At 70.3% G+C, this 16,753-nt stretch carries 15 protein-coding genes, 1 tRNA gene and 1 pseudogene; 4 read left to right on the forward strand and 13 right to left on the reverse strand.

Annotated features, from left to right (window positions below):
- From dnaJ to ACVGV2_RS20050, 7 genes are all read right to left on the reverse strand, one after another.
- Positions 1–1,194, reverse strand: a complete 1,194-nt coding sequence (dnaJ, locus tag ACVGV2_RS20020; RefSeq protein ID WP_459163887.1) for a molecular chaperone DnaJ — start codon at positions 1,192–1,194, stop codon at positions 1–3.
- Between the two features lie 27 nt (positions 1,195–1,221).
- Entirely contained in the window at positions 1,222–1,914 is a 693-nt protein-coding gene (grpE, locus tag ACVGV2_RS20025; protein ID WP_459166067.1) for a nucleotide exchange factor GrpE, read from the reverse strand.
- 14 nt (positions 1,915–1,928) lie between these two features.
- The gene (dnaK, locus tag ACVGV2_RS20030; protein ID WP_459163888.1) at positions 1,929–3,803 is read right to left on the reverse strand and encodes a molecular chaperone DnaK; all 1,875 of its coding nucleotides are present in this window, start codon (positions 3,801–3,803) and stop codon (positions 1,929–1,931) included.
- 343 nt (positions 3,804–4,146) lie between these two features.
- Positions 4,147–5,052: a DUF4097 family beta strand repeat-containing protein gene (locus tag ACVGV2_RS20035; protein ID WP_459163889.1), complete on the reverse strand. Its 906-nt coding sequence runs from the start codon at positions 5,050–5,052 to the stop codon at positions 4,147–4,149.
- Positions 5,053–5,190: 138 nt separating this feature from the next.
- Entirely contained in the window at positions 5,191–5,706 is a 516-nt protein-coding gene (locus tag ACVGV2_RS20040; protein WP_459163890.1) for an O-acetyl-ADP-ribose deacetylase, read from the reverse strand.
- A 178-nt stretch (positions 5,707–5,884) separates the two neighbouring features.
- Complete coding sequence (locus tag ACVGV2_RS20045; RefSeq protein ID WP_459163891.1) at positions 5,885–6,547, reverse strand: TetR/AcrR family transcriptional regulator; 663 nt, start codon at positions 6,545–6,547, stop codon at positions 5,885–5,887.
- Positions 6,544–6,867, reverse strand: a complete 324-nt coding sequence (locus tag ACVGV2_RS20050; protein WP_459163892.1) for a DMT family transporter — start codon at positions 6,865–6,867, stop codon at positions 6,544–6,546. Before ACVGV2_RS20050 ends, ACVGV2_RS20045 begins: the two co-directional genes overlap by 4 nt.
- 517 nt (positions 6,868–7,384) lie before the next feature.
- Here ACVGV2_RS20050 and ACVGV2_RS20055 point away from each other — a divergent pair.
- Positions 7,385–9,673, forward strand: coding sequence for a (Fe-S)-binding protein (locus ACVGV2_RS20055; protein WP_459166068.1), 2,289 nt, complete (start codon positions 7,385–7,387; stop codon positions 9,671–9,673).
- A 181-nt stretch (positions 9,674–9,854) separates the two neighbouring features.
- Entirely contained in the window at positions 9,855–10,574 is a 720-nt protein-coding gene (locus tag ACVGV2_RS20060) for a GAF and ANTAR domain-containing protein (RefSeq protein ID WP_459163893.1), read from the forward strand.
- A 346-nt stretch (positions 10,575–10,920) separates the two neighbouring features.
- Here ACVGV2_RS20060 and ACVGV2_RS20065 read toward each other — a convergent pair whose 3' ends face one another.
- Both ACVGV2_RS20065 and dcd read right to left on the reverse strand, forming a co-directional pair.
- A complete protein-coding gene (locus ACVGV2_RS20065; RefSeq protein WP_459163894.1) occupies positions 10,921–12,330 on the reverse strand; it encodes a sugar porter family MFS transporter in 1,410 nt (469 codons plus the stop codon).
- 341 nt (positions 12,331–12,671) lie between these two features.
- Positions 12,672–13,253 carry a dCTP deaminase gene (dcd, locus tag ACVGV2_RS20070; protein ID WP_459163895.1) on the reverse strand — a complete coding sequence of 194 codons (582 nt, stop codon included), beginning with the start codon at positions 13,251–13,253 and terminating at the stop codon, positions 12,672–12,674.
- A 166-nt stretch (positions 13,254–13,419) separates the two neighbouring features.
- Here dcd and ACVGV2_RS20075 point away from each other — a divergent pair.
- Positions 13,420–13,494 (forward strand) — tRNA-Gly (locus ACVGV2_RS20075).
- 88 nt (positions 13,495–13,582) lie between these two features.
- On the opposite strand, the pseudogene ACVGV2_RS20080 reads toward ACVGV2_RS20075, so the two are convergent.
- Together ACVGV2_RS20080 and ACVGV2_RS20085 are read right to left on the reverse strand one after the other, a co-directional pair.
- Positions 13,583–13,847, reverse strand: a pseudogene (locus ACVGV2_RS20080) (Txe/YoeB family addiction module toxin).
- A complete protein-coding gene (locus tag ACVGV2_RS20085; protein WP_459163896.1) occupies positions 13,844–14,095 on the reverse strand; it encodes a type II toxin-antitoxin system Phd/YefM family antitoxin in 252 nt (83 codons plus the stop codon). The pseudogene ACVGV2_RS20080 and the gene ACVGV2_RS20085 overlap by 4 nt, the downstream one beginning before the upstream one ends.
- A gap of 78 nt (positions 14,096–14,173) precedes the next feature.
- Here ACVGV2_RS20085 and ACVGV2_RS20090 point away from each other — a divergent pair, with 78 nt between their 5' ends.
- Entirely contained in the window at positions 14,174–14,431 is a 258-nt protein-coding gene (locus ACVGV2_RS20090) for a hypothetical protein (RefSeq protein WP_459163897.1), read from the forward strand.
- On the opposite strand, the gene ACVGV2_RS20095 is transcribed toward ACVGV2_RS20090, so the two are convergent.
- Together ACVGV2_RS20095 and ACVGV2_RS20100 are read right to left on the reverse strand one after the other, a co-directional pair.
- Positions 14,398–15,228: an SAM-dependent methyltransferase gene (locus ACVGV2_RS20095; protein ID WP_459163898.1), complete on the reverse strand. Its 831-nt coding sequence runs from the start codon at positions 15,226–15,228 to the stop codon at positions 14,398–14,400. The genes ACVGV2_RS20090 and ACVGV2_RS20095 overlap by 34 nt on opposite strands.
- A gap of 176 nt (positions 15,229–15,404) precedes the next feature.
- Entirely contained in the window at positions 15,405–16,481 is a 1,077-nt protein-coding gene (locus tag ACVGV2_RS20100; RefSeq protein ID WP_459163899.1) for an esterase/lipase family protein, read from the reverse strand.
- Between the last annotated feature and the right edge of the window lie 272 nt (positions 16,482–16,753).

Here is a 16,753-nt window from a genome sequence, read left to right on the forward strand (position 1 = left end):
CTACCTCCCGAGTAGCTCGTTCAGCTCCCGACGCGGATCGTGGCCGGAGGTCGCTTCTGCGTACGCCTCCAACGCCTCGGTCGCCTTCTTGTCCAACTTGGACGGAACGGCCACTTGCACGGTCACCAGCAGATCACCGGTGCTGCCGTTCTTGCGCTGCACGCCCTTGCCGCGCACCCGCAGGACGCGTCCGCTGCTCGTGCCCGCCGGAACCTTCAACGAGACCTTGCCCTCCAGCGTCGGCACCGTCAGCTTCGTGCCCATCACCAGCTCCGGGAAGGTGACCGGAACGGTCATCGTCACGTCGTCCCCGGAACGGCCGAAGACCTTGTCCGGGTTCACGTGCACCACGACGAGCAGGTCCCCGGCCACGGCACCGTTCTTGCCCGGTTCGCCCTGGCCGGACAACCGGATGCGCTGCCCGTCGGTCACCCCCGCCGGGATCCGCACCGTCAGCGTGCGGCTGCGGGTGCTCACGCCCTGGCCCCGGCACTCGGAGCACGGGTCGTCGATGTGCTGCCCGCGCCCGCGGCACTCGGAGCACGGCTCGCTGAACGCGAACGCGCCCTGACTGCGCGTGACCAGACCGGCTCCCTGGCACGTGGCGCAGGTGCGGACCCGGGTCCCCGGCTTCGCACCCCGGCCGCGGCAGGTGCGGCAGGTCGCGGGGCTGGACAGCCGCAGCGGCACCTCGGCGCCCCGCACCGACTCGGCGAAGTCGATGCGCACCTCGGTCTCCACATCGGACCCGCGCTGCGGCTGGTTCGCCGTGGACGCGCCGCCCGCACCGCGGTTGCCGAACAAACCGCCGAACAGGTCGCCGATCCCGCCGGAACCGCCACCGCCGAACAGGTCCCCGATGTCGAAACCGCTACCGCCCGCACCGGACTGGCCGCCGAAACCACCGGGGCCGCCGAACCCGCCGGGAGCACCGAACCCACCGGAACCGCCGCCCCCGGCGAACAGCCGACGTGCCTCGTCGTACTGCTTGCGCTTCTCCGGGTCCGACAACACCCCGTAGGCTTCGGAGACGGCCTTGAACTTCGCCTCCGCCTGCGGGTCGTTCTGGTTGGCGTCCGGGTGGTTCTCCCGGGCGAGCTTGCGGTAGGCCTTCTTGATCTCGTCGGTGGAGGCGTCCGAGGAGACGCCCAGTTCGCCGTAGAAGTCCTTGTCGAGCCACTCCCTAGCGCTCACCGGGCGCCCCTCCCTTCCGCGACGTCATCAGTTCTGCTGGGCCGACTCACCTTCGGCGACCTCCCCGGCCGGTTCCGCCTGCTCGGCCGAGTCCGGCTCGTGGTCGGTCACCCCGACCATCGCGGGCCGCAGCACGCGCTCGCCGAACCGGTAGCCGCGCCGCATGACGGTGGTGACCGTCGGACCCGAAACCTCGGAGGAGGTGTCGTGCTGCACCGCTTCGTGCATGTTCGGGTCGAACTCGTCGCCCTCCGCGCCGAAGGGTTCCAGGCCCGCCGACTGCAGCGAGTCGACCAGCTTGTCCGCGACGGACTTGAACGCCCCGGTGAGATCGCCGTGCGCATCGGCGCGTTCGACGTCGTCCAGAACCGTGAGCAGGTCCTCGGCCACGGAGGCCTTGGCCGACTGGACCACCGCCTCGCGGTCGCGTTCCACCCGCTTGCGGTAGTTCGCGTACTCGGCCGTGACCCGCTGGATGTCGGCGGTCAGATCGTCGACCTGCTTGCGCAGGTCGCCCTGCCCGCCCTCCGGGCTCCGGGAGTCGGTCGACGCGGCCTCCGGTTCCGCCGGGAGGTCGTCCTCCAAGGTTCCGGAAATGCTCTCCGCCACCTTCGGCTCCTCTCCGGTGCCGTCCTGGGGGCGGCGTTCGCCCGTGCTCGGGTCGAAACGCCGCTTGTCCCGGACGACCACCGGTTCCTGCTCTTCCTCGTTGCGCGCCATCTCCGGCCTGTCCGTCACTTCTTCTGGTCCTCGTCGTCGACGACCTCGGCGTCCACCACTTCCTCGTCCGCGGAACCGGACTGCTCGGAACCGGTGCTATCAGTCGAGGCACCCGCCGCACCAGAGCCGTCACCGGTCTGGCCGCTGCCGGAGTCGGCGTACAGCGCCTGGCCCAGCGACTGGGACTCGGTGGCCAGCTTCTCGACGGCGGACTTGATCTCGGAGACGTCCTCGCCCTTGAGGGCCTCGTTCACCTCGTTGATCGCGGTGCGGACCTTCTCCTTGGACTCCTCCGGCAGCTGCTCGTCGTTGTCGGAGATGACCTTCTCGGTCTGGTGGACCAGCGACTCCGCCTGGTTGCGGGTCTCGGCCTCCTCGCGGCGCTTGCGGTCCTCCTCGGCGTGGGCCTCGGCGTCCTTGACCATCTGGTCGATGTCGTCCTTCGGCAGCGCCGAGCCGCCGCTGATCGTCATCGACTGCTCCTTGCCGGTGCCCTGGTCCTTCGCCGAGACGTGGACGATGCCGTTGGCGTCGATGTCGAAGGTGACCTCGATCTGCGGCACGCCGCGCGGCGCCGGCGGCAGACCGGTCAGCTCGAAGGTGCCGAGCTTCTTGTTGTGCGCGGTCATCTCGCGCTCGCCCTGGAAGACCTGGATCTGCACCGACGGCTGGTTGTCATCGGCCGTGGTGAAGGTCTCCGAGCGCTTCGTCGGAATCGTGGTGTTCCGCTCGATCAGCTTGGTCATGATGCCGCCCTTGGTCTCGATGCCCAGGGACAGCGGGGTCACGTCCAGCAGCAGCACGTCCTTGACGTCACCGCGCAGCACACCGGCCTGCAGGGCCGCGCCGACGGAGACGACCTCGTCCGGGTTGACGCCCTTGTGCGGATCCTTGCCGCCGGTCACGTCCTTGACCAGGTCGGCGACGGCCGGCATGCGGGTGGAGCCGCCGACCAGCACGACGTGGTCGATCTGGTTGACGTTGATGCCCGCGTCGCGGATGACGGTCTCGAACGGCTTGCGGCACCGGTCGAGCAGGTCCTCGGTGATCCGCTGGAACTCGGCCTTGGAGAGGGTCTCGTCCATGAACAGCGGGTTCTTGTCCGCGTCCACGGTGATGTAGGGCAGGTTGATGCTGGCCTGCGCGGAGCTGGTGAGCTCGATCTTGGCCTTCTCCGCGGCCTCCCGGATGCGCTGCATCGCCATCCGGTCGTTGGTCAGGTCGATGCCGTTGGACTGCTTGAACTTGTCGACCAGCCACTCGACGATGCGCTCGTCCCAGTCGTCACCGCCCAGGCGGTTGTCACCGCTGGTGGCGCGGACCTCGACGACGCCCTCGCCGACCTCGAGCAGGGACACGTCGAACGTGCCGCCACCGAGGTCGAAGACCAGGATGGTCTCTTCCTTCTCGTTCTTGTCCAGGCCGTACGCCAGCGCGGCCGAGGTCGGCTCGTTGACGATGCGCAGCACCTCGAGGCCCGCGATCTGACCGGCTTCCTTGGTCGCCTGCCGCTGGGCGTCGGAGAAGTAGGCCGGGACCGTGATGACCGCTTCGGTGACGTCCTCACCCAGGTAGGACTCGGCGTCGCGCTTGAGCTTCTGCAGCACGCGCGCGCTGATCTCCTGCGGGGTGTACTCCTTGTCATCGATGTTCACGGACCAGTCGGTGCCCATGTGGCGCTTCACCGACCGGATGGTGCGGTCGACGTTCGTGACCGCCTGGTTCTTCGCCGGCTGACCGGTGAGCAGCTCACCGTTCTTCGCGAACGCCACGACCGAAGGCGTGGTCCGCGAGCCCTCGGAGTTGGCGATGACCGTCGACTCGCCGCCTTCCAGCACGGAAACGACGGAGTTGGTCGTTCCGAGGTCGATACCGACCGCTCGACCCATGTTTGCGCTCCTCCTGCTTCATACCTGTGCGCCCAGGGGCACACAGACCCTTGAGCTTTGCCTACTCAAGTCGTACCGGCGCACCGCACCCGCCGTCAAATCGGCTTTGAGCAAGGCAGGCTCAACCTTCCTGATCGGACAACGCGTGACCGGGGAGGATTGTTCCCGCTGAGCGAGCAGGCCTGAGCGAGCAGGACTGAGCGAGCAGGACTGAGCGAGCAGGACTGAGCGAGCAGGCCGGGCCGGGGGGCGGGGAGGCCCGGAGGGAGGCGGCGCTGCGGCGACGGCGCTGCGGAGATGGCGCTGCCGGAGCTGCGGAGGACGCGGGGGGAGTTGCGGGACCCTACGAGGCGGAGTCGCGGACGGTGATCGACCCGGAACCGGTGCTCAGCTCCAACCGCCGATCGGACCCCGGATCCCGCGGCACGGCCACGGACGTGCGGCCCGAGCCGGTTTCGGTCCGCACCTCGTAGCTGTGGCGCGGCACCTCGAGGTGGACGTCGCCGCTGGACACGTCGACCCCCACCCGACGCGGGTCGAGCAGCTCCAGGCGGGCGGAGCCGGAACCGCTGTGCGCGGTGACCTCCTGCCCGGCCAGCCGCCGCCCCTCGACGTCGCCGCTGCCCGTTTCCATCCGCGCCCGTCCGCGCACGTCGGCCAACCGGATGCCGCCGGAACCGCTGCGTGCGGTGACCCGTTCGCCGCGCAGGTGGCTCGCGTCGATGCTGCCGCTGTCGGTCGCGGCCCGCACCGGCCCGCCCACCTCGGACAACCGGATGCTCCCGGAGCCGCTGCCGGCGGTGACGGCGCCGGCGACGTCGGAGGCGTCGATCGAACCGGAGCCGATGTGGGCGTCGACGCTGCGCACGCCGCGCAGGTCGAGATCGCCGGAACCGAGCTCGCCGTGCACGGCAACGCGCTCCGGCAGCACGACGCGGTAGTCGACCTGGCACCACGTGCCGCAGTCCGCGTCGAGCACGAGCGTGCTGCCGTCGACGCGGAACCGCGGCTGGCCGGAGGGGCTCGTGAACGGCCAGCGCCAGCCGTGCTCGGACTGCTCGACGGAGGCCTCGGCCCGCTCCGCGCGCGTGATCGCGACCGATCCGCTGCCGCCCGCGAGGCGCACGTGCTCGATGCCCTGCACCGGGTAGCGCTGCGTGCGCTCCTCCTGCGCGACGAGGTCGTAGCCCAGCACTCCCAACCCCACCAGCACGAGCACCGCACCGGCGATCGCCAGCCCCGTTCGCATCCCGCACTCCTGCCATCCTGCGCCGTCTACCGGCGAGCCTAGGGCCGCGGACGCTCCGACGCCCTCGGGGAGGTCCCCGGTCGTTCCCGGAGAACGCGGAAGCGCGCTCAGGGCCGGCGCCCCGCAGACCCCGGTGCGTCAGTCGAGCGACTCCCAGGCGCTCCGGAAAGCGGCGAGCGACTGCTCGTCGAAGAGCACGAAGCGGGCCTGTTCCACCCCGCTCGGCGTCTCCTGCACGGTGCGCAGCCCGATCTCGGCCGCCGCGCCGAGCGGGTAGCGGTAGATGCCGGTGGAGATGGCCGGAAAGGCGATGCTGCGCGCGCCGAGCTCATCGGCGACGCGCAGCGAGTCGCGAAAGCACGCGGCCAACTGGTCGGAGCGGTCCTCCGAGGCCGCGTAGGTGGGACCGACGGTGTGGATCACCCAGCGGGCGGGCAGCTCGCCCGCAGTGGTCGCCACGGCCTGCCCGACCGGCAGGCCGTCCGGCAAGCTCTCCGCCCGCAGCTGTTCGCACTCGCGGAGGATCTCCGAGCCGCCGCGGCGGTGGATCGCGCCGTCGACGCCACCGCCGCCGAGCAGCGAGCTGTTGGCGGCGTTGACGACCGCGTCCACCTGCTGCTCGGTGATGTCGCCTTGGAGCAGTGTGATGCGCATGCCGCACAGTCTGCCCCGCGTGGCTGCCCCCGCGCGCGGCAGCCGGCCGCACGCGGCGCGGTCCTGCCCGGCACTCGGGCCCGGCGCTCGGGGCTCCGGCGCTCGGGGGCCTGGCGCTCGGAGCTCTGGCACTCGGGGCTCCGGCGCTCGGGATTCGGGCTCGGGCCGGCCCCTCGCGTCACGAGCCCGAGCGCATCAACCGGCGCAGCGCGGGTTCGATCCCGGCCACCGTCGGCGGTTCGTCGGTGAGCAGGGCCTGGATGAGCAGACCGTCGATCGCCCACAGCAGCGCCGTCTTGTCGGTGTCGTCGATGTCCGCGGCGAGGTAGCCGGCGGTCGTCTCGATCCAGCGCCGCGCGGCCGGGCGCAGCGCGGGCCGGCGCGCGGCGAGCAGGTAGAGCTCGTATTCGGCGATGGTCTGCTCCCGGTTGTCGCGCACCATCGCGACGATCAGTTCGGCGACCACCCGGGGCCAGTCGTCACCGGAGCGGGCGCGGGAGAGCCGTTCGAGTTCGGCGAGCAGGTCGTCGACGCAGTCCAGCAGCGCGGCCACGAGCAACTCGTCGATGCCGCTGAAGTAGTAGGCCACCGACGCGGGTGGCACGCCGGCTTCGCGCGCCACGTTGCGGTGGCTCACGGCGGCCACGCCCTCGCGCGCGAGGAGCCGGCGGGCGGCGTCGATGATGCCGCGGCGGCGCCGCTGCCCCTTGGCCAGGCGCCCGTCGGTCGTCTGCGCCGCCTGCTCCGCCTGCGCTGCCTGCCCCGCCTGCGCGGACTGTCCCGCCTGCGCGGACTGCCCCGCCTGCGCGGACTGCGCTGCGGCAGCGGGATCCGTGCTCAATGCGATCCCCCGAGTTCGAGCGCGACGACACCGCCGATGACCAGCAGCACGCCGAGCAGCTGCACGGTCGTGAACCCCTCCCCGAAGAAGACCGCGCCGATGATGGCGACGAGCGCCACACCGGCACCGGCCCAGATCGCATAGGCCACGCCCACGGGCAGCCCGAGCTTGAGGACCTGGCCGAGGATCGTGAACGCGGCCAGGTAGCCGATGATCACCAGGATCGAGGGGCCGAGCCTGCTGAAGCCCTCGGAGAGCTTCAGCGAGACCGTGCCGAGCACTTCGGACAGGATCGCCCCGATGAGCAGCAGGTACACCACGTCGCCTCCCGGGCTTGCACGCGCAAAAAGTTGAACGACTGCACTACTTCTTCATTCTAGAAGAGCCGGGAGGCCGGCCGAGCCGTTCCGCGCCGCGGAGAGCGCAGCTGCCGGAACGACGCAGAGCCGCAGCTGCTGGGGACGCAGTCGACCCCGTGTGCTCGCGTCATCACGCCGGGCTCCACACTGAGAGTGGCGAAAATCGCACGAGGTGCGATTCCGGGCGTGCACGCTCGGACGGAAATGCGCGCGAGGACCGCACTACCCAGGCAGGATCGGGCCGGCGCCCGCGTCGCCGCCGAACACCGCAGCGGCTGCGGGACCGACCGGGTGGTCGGACGGCCCGCCGCGGCACTTGGTCGCGGCGAGCGTCGTCGCGCACAATTCCCGTCCAACACGCGCTCGCCCACACTGGTTACCATCCAGTAACAACACGTACGCTCCCCGAATGCGCGAGTTCCCGACTCCGCGACTGACCACGAACGCGACAACAACTGCTGAACAGGAGGCCGCGAGCATGGGTGCGCTACAGCTCGTCCTGGGCCTGATCTGTCTCGCCGTGACCGCGGTCGCGGCCGTCATGATCGCCAGGACGGTGATCCGGATGGTCAAGTCCATCCGGCTCGGCCAGCCGGATCCGACGCGCAAGGGCCCGGTCGGGGCGCGGCTGGCAACCATGGTCAAGGAGTTCCTGGCTCACACCCGCATGCTCAAACGGGGGCACGTCGGGGTGGCGCACTGGTTCGTCATGCTCGGGTTCATCGGCCTGAGCGTGACCGTGCTCGAGGCCTACTTCGAGGTGTTCGACCCCGCCTTCGAGTTCCCGTGGTTGGGCTCGTTCGGGCCGTGGAACCTCGTCGTGGAGATCCTGGGCTTGACCACCGTGCTCGGTGGGCTGTGGCTCATCGGGGTGCGCCAGATCAACCACCCGCGCCGTGCCGGGCGGGTCTCCCGGTTCGCCGGCTCGAACTTCTGGCAGGCCTACTTCGTCGAGGCCGTCGTGGTCCTCGAGGGCGTGGGAATCATGGGGCTGCGCGCGTTCAAGGAGTCCTCGGAGCTGCTGCACGCCCCGGTGTGGTCGGCACCGGTGACCACGCTGCTCGGCGCGGCGCTGCCGGCGAGCACGGCTGCGATCACGGTCTTCGCCGCGTTCAAGATCCTCTCGGCGATGATCTGGCTGATCGTCATCGCGGCCAACATCACCATGGGCGTCGCGTGGCACCGGTTCACGGCGTTCTTCAACATCTACTTCAAGCGCGAGGACGACGGCGACGTCGCCCTGGGCGCGCTCAAGCCGATGATGTCCGGCGGCAAGGAGCTGGACTTCGAACAGGCCGACCCGGATGAGGACGTGTTCGGCGCCGGCCAGGTCGAGGACTTCTCCTGGAAGGGCTGGCTGGACTTCACCACCTGCACCGAGTGCGGCCGGTGCCAGGACCAGTGCCCGGCGTGGAACACCGGCAAGCCGCTGTCGCCGAAGTTGATGATCACGGCGCTGCGCGACCACGCCTACGCCAAGGCTCCCTACCTGCAGGCCGGCGGCAAGAAGGACATGGCCGGTGACGAGGTCGGCATCACCGGTGAGAACGCCGAGCAGCGCATGGCGGGCGTGGACGCGCTGGCGCTGGCCGAGTCCGAGCGCCCGCTGGTCGGCGGGCCGGAGGAAGCCGGCGTCATCGACCCCGAGGTGCTGTGGGCCTGCACCGCCTGCGGCGCCTGCGTGGAGCAGTGCCCGGTGGACATCGAGCACGTCGACCACATCGTCGACATGCGCCGCTACCAGGTGATGATCGAGTCGAACTTCCCCTCCGAGCTCGGCGGGATGTTCAAGAACCTGGAGAACAAGGGCAACCCGTGGGGCCAGAACGCCAAGGACCGGCTGGACTGGACCCAGGACCTGGACTTCGAGGTGCCCGTCTTCGACGGCGAACTGCCCGAGGACGCGGAGTACCTGTTCTGGGTGGGTTGCGCCGGCGCGTTCGAGGACCGGGCGAAGAAGACCACCCAGGCGGTGGCCGAACTGCTGCACCGCGCCGGGGTGGGCTACGTGGTGCTCGGCCCGGACGAGACCTGCACCGGGGACCCGGCGCGCCGGGCGGGCAACGAGTTCGTCTTCCAGATGCTGGCCGAGCAGAACGTGGAAACGCTCAACTCGGTGTTCGAAGGCCGCGAGCCGAGCAAGCGCAAGATCGTGGTCACCTGCGCGCACTGCTTCAACAGCCTCGCCAACGAGTACGGCCAGCTCGGCGGTGACTACGAGGTCGTGCACCACACGCAGCTGCTCAACCGGCTCGTGCGGGAGAAGCGGCTGGTGCCGGTGGCCCCGGTCGCCGAGGACGTCACCTACCACGACCCCTGCTACATCGGCCGGCACAACAAGGTCTACACCCCGCCGCGGGAGCTGGTCGCCGCCACCGGCGCCAACTTCCAGGAGATGCCCCGGCACGCCGACCGCGCCATGTGCTGCGGCGCCGGCGGGGCCCGCATGTGGATGGAGGAGCGCACCGGCAAGCAAATCAGCCACGAACGCGTGGACGAGGCCCTGGGCACCGCGTCGACGAAGATCGCAACCGGCTGCCCGTTCTGCAAGGTGATGCTCGGCGACGGCCTCACGGCGCGCCAGAACGAACAGGTCGCCTCCGAGGACGTGCAGGTCACCGACGTCGCCCAGCTGCTGCTGCAAGCCGTCCGCCGCGGCGACGAGCAGGACGCGGGGCAGGTCGGGGGCACCGCCCCGGCCGGCGGGGCGGCCGCTGCCGACGGTGCTGCCGACGGGGCGGTCACCGGCAACAGCGCGGAGCAGTGAGCGCCCGCGGCGGTTCGCCGTCTTCGGGGCGGGCACGGGCACCGGGCCGGCCCCGCATCGGACCTCGCCACCGGCCAGCACCGGTGACACCATCGGGGCAGTAGCGTGCGGCTTGTGCAGCAGCGTGCGGGCCGGGGCAGACCGTGCGGGTCGGGAGCGGAGACGGTGAGCGAGGTCGGTGATGACGTGGGGTGAGAAGGAGGCCAGCCTCCCGGAGCTGGTGGAGATCCTGCGGGCGGCGGCGCAGCAGGTCGGCAGTGCACAGCAGGGATCGGAGGCCGAGACGATCTCGTCGATCGTGGCCGCGGCGGCCGAGACGGTTCCCGGTGCCGAGCAGGCCGGGATCTCGCTGTTGCACGGGGATGGCAGCGTCACCTCGCAGGCGGTCAGCGACACCGCGATCGCCGAGGTCGATCAGCTGCAGGTGCGGTATCGGGAGGGCCCGTGCGTGACCGCGTTGTGGGATGAGCACACGGTCTCGGTCGCCGACGTGGCCGCCGCGGCCGCGCGGTGGCCGCGGTTCGCACCGCAGGCGGTCGAGGCCGGTGTGGGCAGCATGTTGTCGTTTCAGCTGTTCACGCGCGCGAGCACGCTGGGGGCGCTGAACCTCTACGCGACCGCGGCGGGCAGTTTCACGGCCGAGTCGCGCACGGTGGGCGAGCTGTTCGCGCTGCAGGCCGCTGCCGCCTTGGGCGAGGCCCGGCACGTGGGCCAGCTGCACCAGGCCCTGAACACGCGGGATCTCATCGGTCAGGCCAAGGGCGTGCTCATGGAACGCTTCGACCTCGACGCCGAGCAGGCCTTCCGGATGCTGGTGCGCAGCTCGCAGGAGACCAACCTGAAGCTCACCGCGGTGGCCCAGTGGCTGACCACCAACGGCCGCGGGCTCACGGAATCTTAACCGGCAGGTGCGGGTAGCCGTGGTCGTAGACCGTCGGTACGCCCGGGAGTGCGGACGGTTCAGGCCGTGCCGGTTCAGCCAGCAGCCGGCACGGTCGCCGGGTCGCCGGTGGTGAGGCATGACCCCCGGGCTCGATGGGTGGGTGCAAAGCTGCTGCTGCGCCGGCAGCAAGTCGACCGACCGGAGCACCGGCTGATCCAGCGGAGCACCGGTGCCGTCAGCGTCCGGGCTGCGGTGCTCGGCCGGAGCGCGACGGCACCGCGGGGCGTGCTGGGTGGGCCGTCCGCCACGTGCGGGGCGCCCGGCTCCGGGAACCCCGCACGCGCGGGTCGGCTCGATGCGCGAATCAGCCGCTCATCTCCTCCAACGTGCGCCCCTTGGTTTCCTTCAGGTAGCGCACGACGAAGAAGGTCGACACGAGCGCGAAGACCGCGTACAGGTAGTACGTCACCGGCAGGCTCCAGTCCCGCATGCTCGGGAAGGACACGGTGATCAGCCAGTTCGCGATCCAGTTCGTCGCCGTGGCCAGCGCCAGCGCGGCCGCGCGGATGCGCACGGGGAACATCTCGCCGAGCAGCACCCACATCACCACGCCCCACGAGCTGGCGAAGAAGAACACGAACAGGCTGCTGGCCACGAGCGCGGTCGCGCCCCACGCCGCCGGCATGTTCGCGTCGTCGCCGAGGACCTGGGCGTGGGTGAACGCATACCCGGTGAGCGCGAGCGTCACGGTCATGCCGAGCGAGCCGATCACCAGCAGCGGTTTGCGTCCGATCTTGTCGATGAACGCGATCGCCACCAACGTGCCGACGATGTTCACGATCGACTGCATCAGCGCCAGCAGCAGCGAGCTGCTCTCGTCGATGCCGACGGACTGCCACAGCGACGCGGAGTAGTAGAAGATCACGTTGATGCCGACGAACTGCTGCAGCGCGGCGATCGCCATACCGATCCACACGATCGGCAGCAGCCCGGCGCGCCCGCGCAGGTCGCTCAGCCGCGTCTTGCGCTCGTTGCCGAGGGCCTCGGCGATCTCGTCGACCTTGGCGTCCGGATCGCCGGCCTCGATCGAGGACAGCACGTCGCGGGCCCGCTGCCGCTTGCCGGCCCGCACGAGGTAGCGCGGCGATTCGGGGATCAGCGACGCCAGCACCAGGTAGACCAGCGCGGGCACGACCTCGACGCCGAGCATCCACTGCCAAGCTTCGATCGGGCCGAGCACGCCGGAGGCGCTGCCGCCGGCCAGCGCGGCGATTCCGTAGTTGACCAGCTGCGACACGGCGATGCCGAGCACGATCGCGAGCTGCTGCAACGAGGTGAGACGTCCCCGGTACTTCGGCGGGGCCACCTCGGAGATGTAGGCCGGCCCGATCACGGAGGCGATGCCGACGGCGATGCCGCCGACCACCCGCCATGTCGCGAGATCCCACACGGTGAACGGCAGGGCGGAGCCGATGCCGCTGATCATGAACAGCGCGGCGGCCAGTTGCATCACTCGGATGCGGCCGATGCGGTCGGCCAACCCCCCGCCGATGCCCGCGCCGACGGCCGAGCCGATGAGGGCCGCGGCGACGGTGAACCCGGTGACGGCGGCGCTGACCTCGAAGTGGCTCTGGATCGCTTCAACGCCGCCGTTGATGACCGAAGTGTCGTAACCGAACAGAAAACCGCCGAGGGCCGCCACCCCGGCGATCGTGAACACGTGCCCCAGGTGCTCGGTCCCGGCGCCTGAGGCACCCGATTTGGTGATGGACAACGAGCCCTCCTTCAACCCGTTCGCCGATCCGCCCCGTTGCGGGATCGTTTCAGTGCGGCGGGCCCGCACAATTTAATGTCTGAACCACCTCTGAACTTCCCCCGCCACTGGTGAGACTTATCACTCACCCTTTCGAGGCAGGAAACAGCGATAGATAGCCCCCTCCGTCACGTTGCGTCGATATTTCATCGTGACAGCCGGGGCAGTGGGCATGCCGTGGTCGCCGTACGTGTGCGGCCCAGCTGCGAGCGGCCTGCGAGCGGCCCAGCTGCGAGCGGCCTGCGAGCGGCCCAGCTGCGAGCGGCCTGTGAACGGCACGGCTGCGGCCGCTGCGCGGATGCTCAGCGACGCGTGTCGACCTGCTGGAAGTTCAGGTACGCCCGCGACGGGGTCGGCCCGCGCTGCCCCTGGTAGCGCGAACCGGCCTCCCGCGATCCGTACGGCGCCGCCGCCGGGCTGGACAGGCGGAACAGGCACAGCTGGCCGATCTTCATCCCCGACCACAACGAGATCGGCAGGTTCGCCACGTTCGACAGCTCCAGCGTGATGTGCCCGCTGAAGCCGGGGTCGATGAAGCCCGCGGTGGAATGCGTCAGCAGCCCCAGCCGGCCGAGCGAGGACTTGCCCTCCAGGCGCCCGGCGAGATCCGTGGGCAGCCGCACCGCCTCGAACGTGGAGCCGAGCACGAACTCACCCGGGTGCAGCACGAACGGGGCATCGTCGGTGTGTTCCACCAGCGAAGTGAGCTCGTCCTGCTGGCGCGACGGATCGATGTGCGTGTACTTCGTGTTGGCGAAGACGCGGAAGAACCGGTCCAGGCGGACGTCGATGCTGGACGGTTGGATCAGCGCGGCCTCGAACGGATCCAGCTCCAGACGGCCCGCATCGATCTCCTTGCGCAGGTCTTGGTCGCTCAACAACACACGAGTAGCGTATCCGGGGCCCCCAGCGGATCTTCGGCCGCCGCCGTGTTAGCTTGGATGTGGCCGCAGCAGGTGCAGTCGTGGCTGTGATCGTGGCTGTGGTCCACAACAGCGCTAGCTCGAGCAGCTAGTTCGACCATCCGCAGCTCGTGCAGCTGCAGGACGTGCGGATGTAGTTCAATGGTCAGAACATCAGCTTCCCAAGCTGAGAATGCGGGTTCGATTCCCGTCATCCGCTCCAGCAGCGCTGGTACTGATGCGCTGGCGCAGTGCAGCGAGGGCCTGCCCGCTCCGCCGGGGAGGCCCTCGTGCATGTGCGGCCGGGTTTCCTACTTGCCGTAGTGGTAGCGGCAGGCGGCGATGCGGATCTCGGTCTCGGTGAGCTTGTAGACGAGCCGGTGTTCGTCGGTGATCCGGCGAGACCAATATCCCTGGAAGCCGTGTTTCAGCGGCTCGGGTTTGCCGATCCCCTCGTTGCCGTTGCGTTCGACGTCCTTGATGAGCGCGTTGATCCGCTTGAGCACCTTGCGGTCGGTCCTGGGTTTGCCACCACACGTAGTCGTCCCACGCGTTCTCGTCCCAGACCAACTTCATTCGTCGAGGTCCCGCTCGATGCCGCCCTCGTTCTCCAAGCGGTCGATCGAGCCCAGCAGACGGCGAGCGTTCTCCGGGCTGCGCAACAGGTACGCCGTTTCCTTCAAGGCTTCGTAGTCGTCCAAGGAAACCATGACCACCGGCTCGTGACCAGCACGCGTGATCACCACCTCTTCGCGGTCGTTGACCACCGAGTCGAGGGTCTCCGCGTAGTGCGCACGCGACTCGGAGTACGACATGGTCCGCACGTACCTCACCTCCCTGTCCGGTACAGAAAACCGTACGTTCGATGTGAGCTCCCGGCCAGCATCCGTAACCTGGCGGCGATGAAGCGCACGGTCTGGCCGTTCGAGCGCCGCCCCCGCTGGTGGTGGCGGTGGCGCATCGCCGGATTCCTGGCCTTCTTCGCTGCGCTGACCGTCACGAACCTGCTCTGGGACGGGCCGCTGGCCGCGGAGCTCGGCGTGCTCGCCTTCAGCAGCGCCGTGCACATCGCCGTTCTCGTCGCCACCGAGCGCCGCTGGGAGCGGGAAAAGCAGGCCGCAGCAGCTCACCGGGCCTCGCGGCGGCCGAGTGCGACGTAGCAGTTGCTGCTGCGGAGCTCCGCCTCGCTCGGCGCCCGCTCGGGACGCCAGGACGGTGCCGGAACGAGCCCCGGTTCCACCAGGGAATAGCCGGGCAGCAGCGCACGGATCTCGGCAGGCGTGCGCCCCCGCCCCGGTGCGGCGGCCCGCTCGGAGACGGCCACCATCGCGGCGAGCTGCTCCTCGGTCCAGCCGATGGGGCACATGTGGCTGATCGCCAGGAAGCTGCCGGGCACCGTGGCCCCGCGGTAGGCGTCGAGCACGCGGTGCACCCGATCATCCTCGGCCACGAACGAGAGCGCCTCGACCGCGAGCACCGCCACCGGCCGGGTGAAGTCGATCAGGTCGCGCACCCCGGGCGCGTCGAACACGGCGCCGGGATCGCACAGATCCGCGCAGGTGACGGTCACCCGTTCCACGCCGTCGCCGAGCAGGCGCCGGGCGTGGTGCACGGCGAGCGGTTCGACGTCGACGTAGGCGACGCGCGCGTGCGGGGCGTGCCGCTGCGCGGTCTCGTGCACGTTGCCCACGGTGGGCACGCCGGACCCGAGGTCGAGGAACTGGTCGATGCCCTCCTCGCGGACCAGGTGCCGCACCGCCCTGGCCAGGAACGACCGGGCCGCCTGGATGAAGCAGGCGCGATCCGGCACGAGTTCGCTCAGCTCGTCGACGGCCTCCCGGTCGACCGCGAAGTTCGCCGAGCCGCCGAGCATGTAGTCGCTCATGCGGGCCACGCTCGGCAGGTGCAGCGCCGCGTCCTCCGAGCGCCTGGTCGGATCGTCGGCAAGTTCCGTCATACGGGTGATCATGCCCCCTGCCGCGTCCCCGAGTACAGGCCTCACCAGGCCTCTTTTGTCCAGGGTGCGCGCTGCGGGCGAAATGCGCACCCTGCACCGGCATCCGGTGCGCGAACCCGTGCAGCCCTGTCCCCCGCGGATCCCTGCCTACCCGGGCCCTGCCTACCGGGCCTTGCCTACCCGGGCGGGGCGGCCGAGATGGGCTCGGGGTGCGCCGGATCGCGGCGCGGCGTGCCCAGCGGATCGCGCATCGCGGTGAACGCGGACCACGCGTCCGGCGGCGCCGTCGTGCCGGCGGCCACGCGGAAGGCACTGGTCAGCGGCGGCGGTGCGGATTCGCGCAGCCGCGCGGCGTGGCCGGGTTGCTCCACGAGCGCGCGGTAGCTCCCCTCGCGGGCCGTGTGCACCGCGGTGTGCGTCAGCGGCACGTCACCGCCGCGCAGGTACCGGTACCTGCCGTCGGCGGGGAATCCCTCGTGCACCGCCGAGTCGGTCTCGATGAGCCCGTCCTCCTCGGTGCCGATGAAGTGCCACTGCGTGTCCCGCGCCCACGGGCGGTCGAGGTGGTTGGGGCGGGCGTGCAGCACCTCGACGAGATCGGAGCCGGGCGCCTGCTGGCGGAGCTGGTCGTCCACGCAGAACTCCGGGCGCAGGTCGCAGGCCAGTCCGCCGTGCGGCGTGCCGAGGGTGGTCACCGTCCCCACCCGCAGCTTTCCGTTCGGATACCCCGGCCAGCCCTGGGCAGCTCCGAGCAGCGCCACACGCGCGATGATCCCGCCCATCGAGTGGGCGACGATGTCGACCGGCTCGCCCGCGCGGGTGTGCGTGCGGTGGACGTGCCGCGCGAACGTGGCCGCGATGCGCGTGATGCTGGTGTCGGTGGAGACCTGCAGGTCCGCACCGACGGTGACGTCGCAGTTCGTGTCGCCCGCGTAGAAGCCGATGGTGCGCAGCGGGCCGCGCCATCCCTGCTCGTGGAACTCCCGCCGCGCGTCACCCCAGTACTCGCCGCAGTCCACGGCGCCGTTCGGCTCGTAGCCGTGGACGAAGTAGAGGGGGTTGCCGGTGCTGCGCCGGTCCGGTTCGGTGCCGCGCGAGCCCGCCCCCGGGCCCTGCTGGCCCGCTTCGGCGCTCGCGGTGCGCTCGGAGCGGCGGTCCTCGGAGGCGTGCGGCGCTGCGAGACCGGTTCCCGCGATCAGGATCGCCGTGATCGCCAGCAGCACGCCCCGTCCAGGTCGGCCGGATCTGGCCATCCGCCTCGCCTTTCGCTCGCTTCTGCCGCACCAGTCGCGCGGTGGGGCACGAGCAAAACGACAGCACAGCTCGCAGCGGCTCGCGCGGCGCGAAGGCCTGCGGTCCCTTCGACCGGGTGACGAGTTCACCGGGGCGGGCATCCGCACTGGGCACACGCGCACAGCGATGTTCACCGACACCGCCTTGGCAACGGTTACTGCCAAGTAATACCCTTTTGTTACCCACGAGTAAGAGTCTGCGGCGAGCCCGGTCCGCCCACGCACGTGCGAGA

Source organism: Bounagaea algeriensis (assembly GCF_054491375.1).

Bases quoted from the DNA above. Each gene is read 5' to 3' on its own strand.
- grpE (WP_459166067.1), bottom strand. From the start codon at position 1,914: ATGGCGCGCAACGAGGAAGAGCAGGAACCGGTGGTCGTCCGGGACAAG.
- dnaK (WP_459163888.1), bottom strand. From the start codon at position 3,803: ATGGGTCGAGCGGTCGGTATCGACCTCGGAACGACCAACTCCGTCGTT.
- ACVGV2_RS20035 (WP_459163889.1), bottom strand. From the start codon at position 5,052: ATGCGAACGGGGCTGGCGATCGCCGGTGCGGTGCTCGTGCTGGTGGGG.
- ACVGV2_RS20040 (WP_459163890.1), bottom strand. From the start codon at position 5,706: ATGCGCATCACACTGCTCCAAGGCGACATCACCGAGCAGCAGGTGGAC.
- ACVGV2_RS20055 (WP_459166068.1), top strand. From the start codon at position 7,385: ATGGGTGCGCTACAGCTCGTCCTGGGCCTGATCTGTCTCGCCGTGACC.
- ACVGV2_RS20060 (WP_459163893.1), top strand. From the start codon at position 9,855: ATGACGTGGGGTGAGAAGGAGGCCAGCCTCCCGGAGCTGGTGGAGATC.
- ACVGV2_RS20090 (WP_459163897.1), top strand. From the start codon at position 14,174: ATGAAGCGCACGGTCTGGCCGTTCGAGCGCCGCCCCCGCTGGTGGTGG.
- ACVGV2_RS20095 (WP_459163898.1), bottom strand. From the start codon at position 15,228: ATGACGGAACTTGCCGACGATCCGACCAGGCGCTCGGAGGACGCGGCG.
- ACVGV2_RS20100 (WP_459163899.1), bottom strand. From the start codon at position 16,481: ATGGCCAGATCCGGCCGACCTGGACGGGGCGTGCTGCTGGCGATCACG.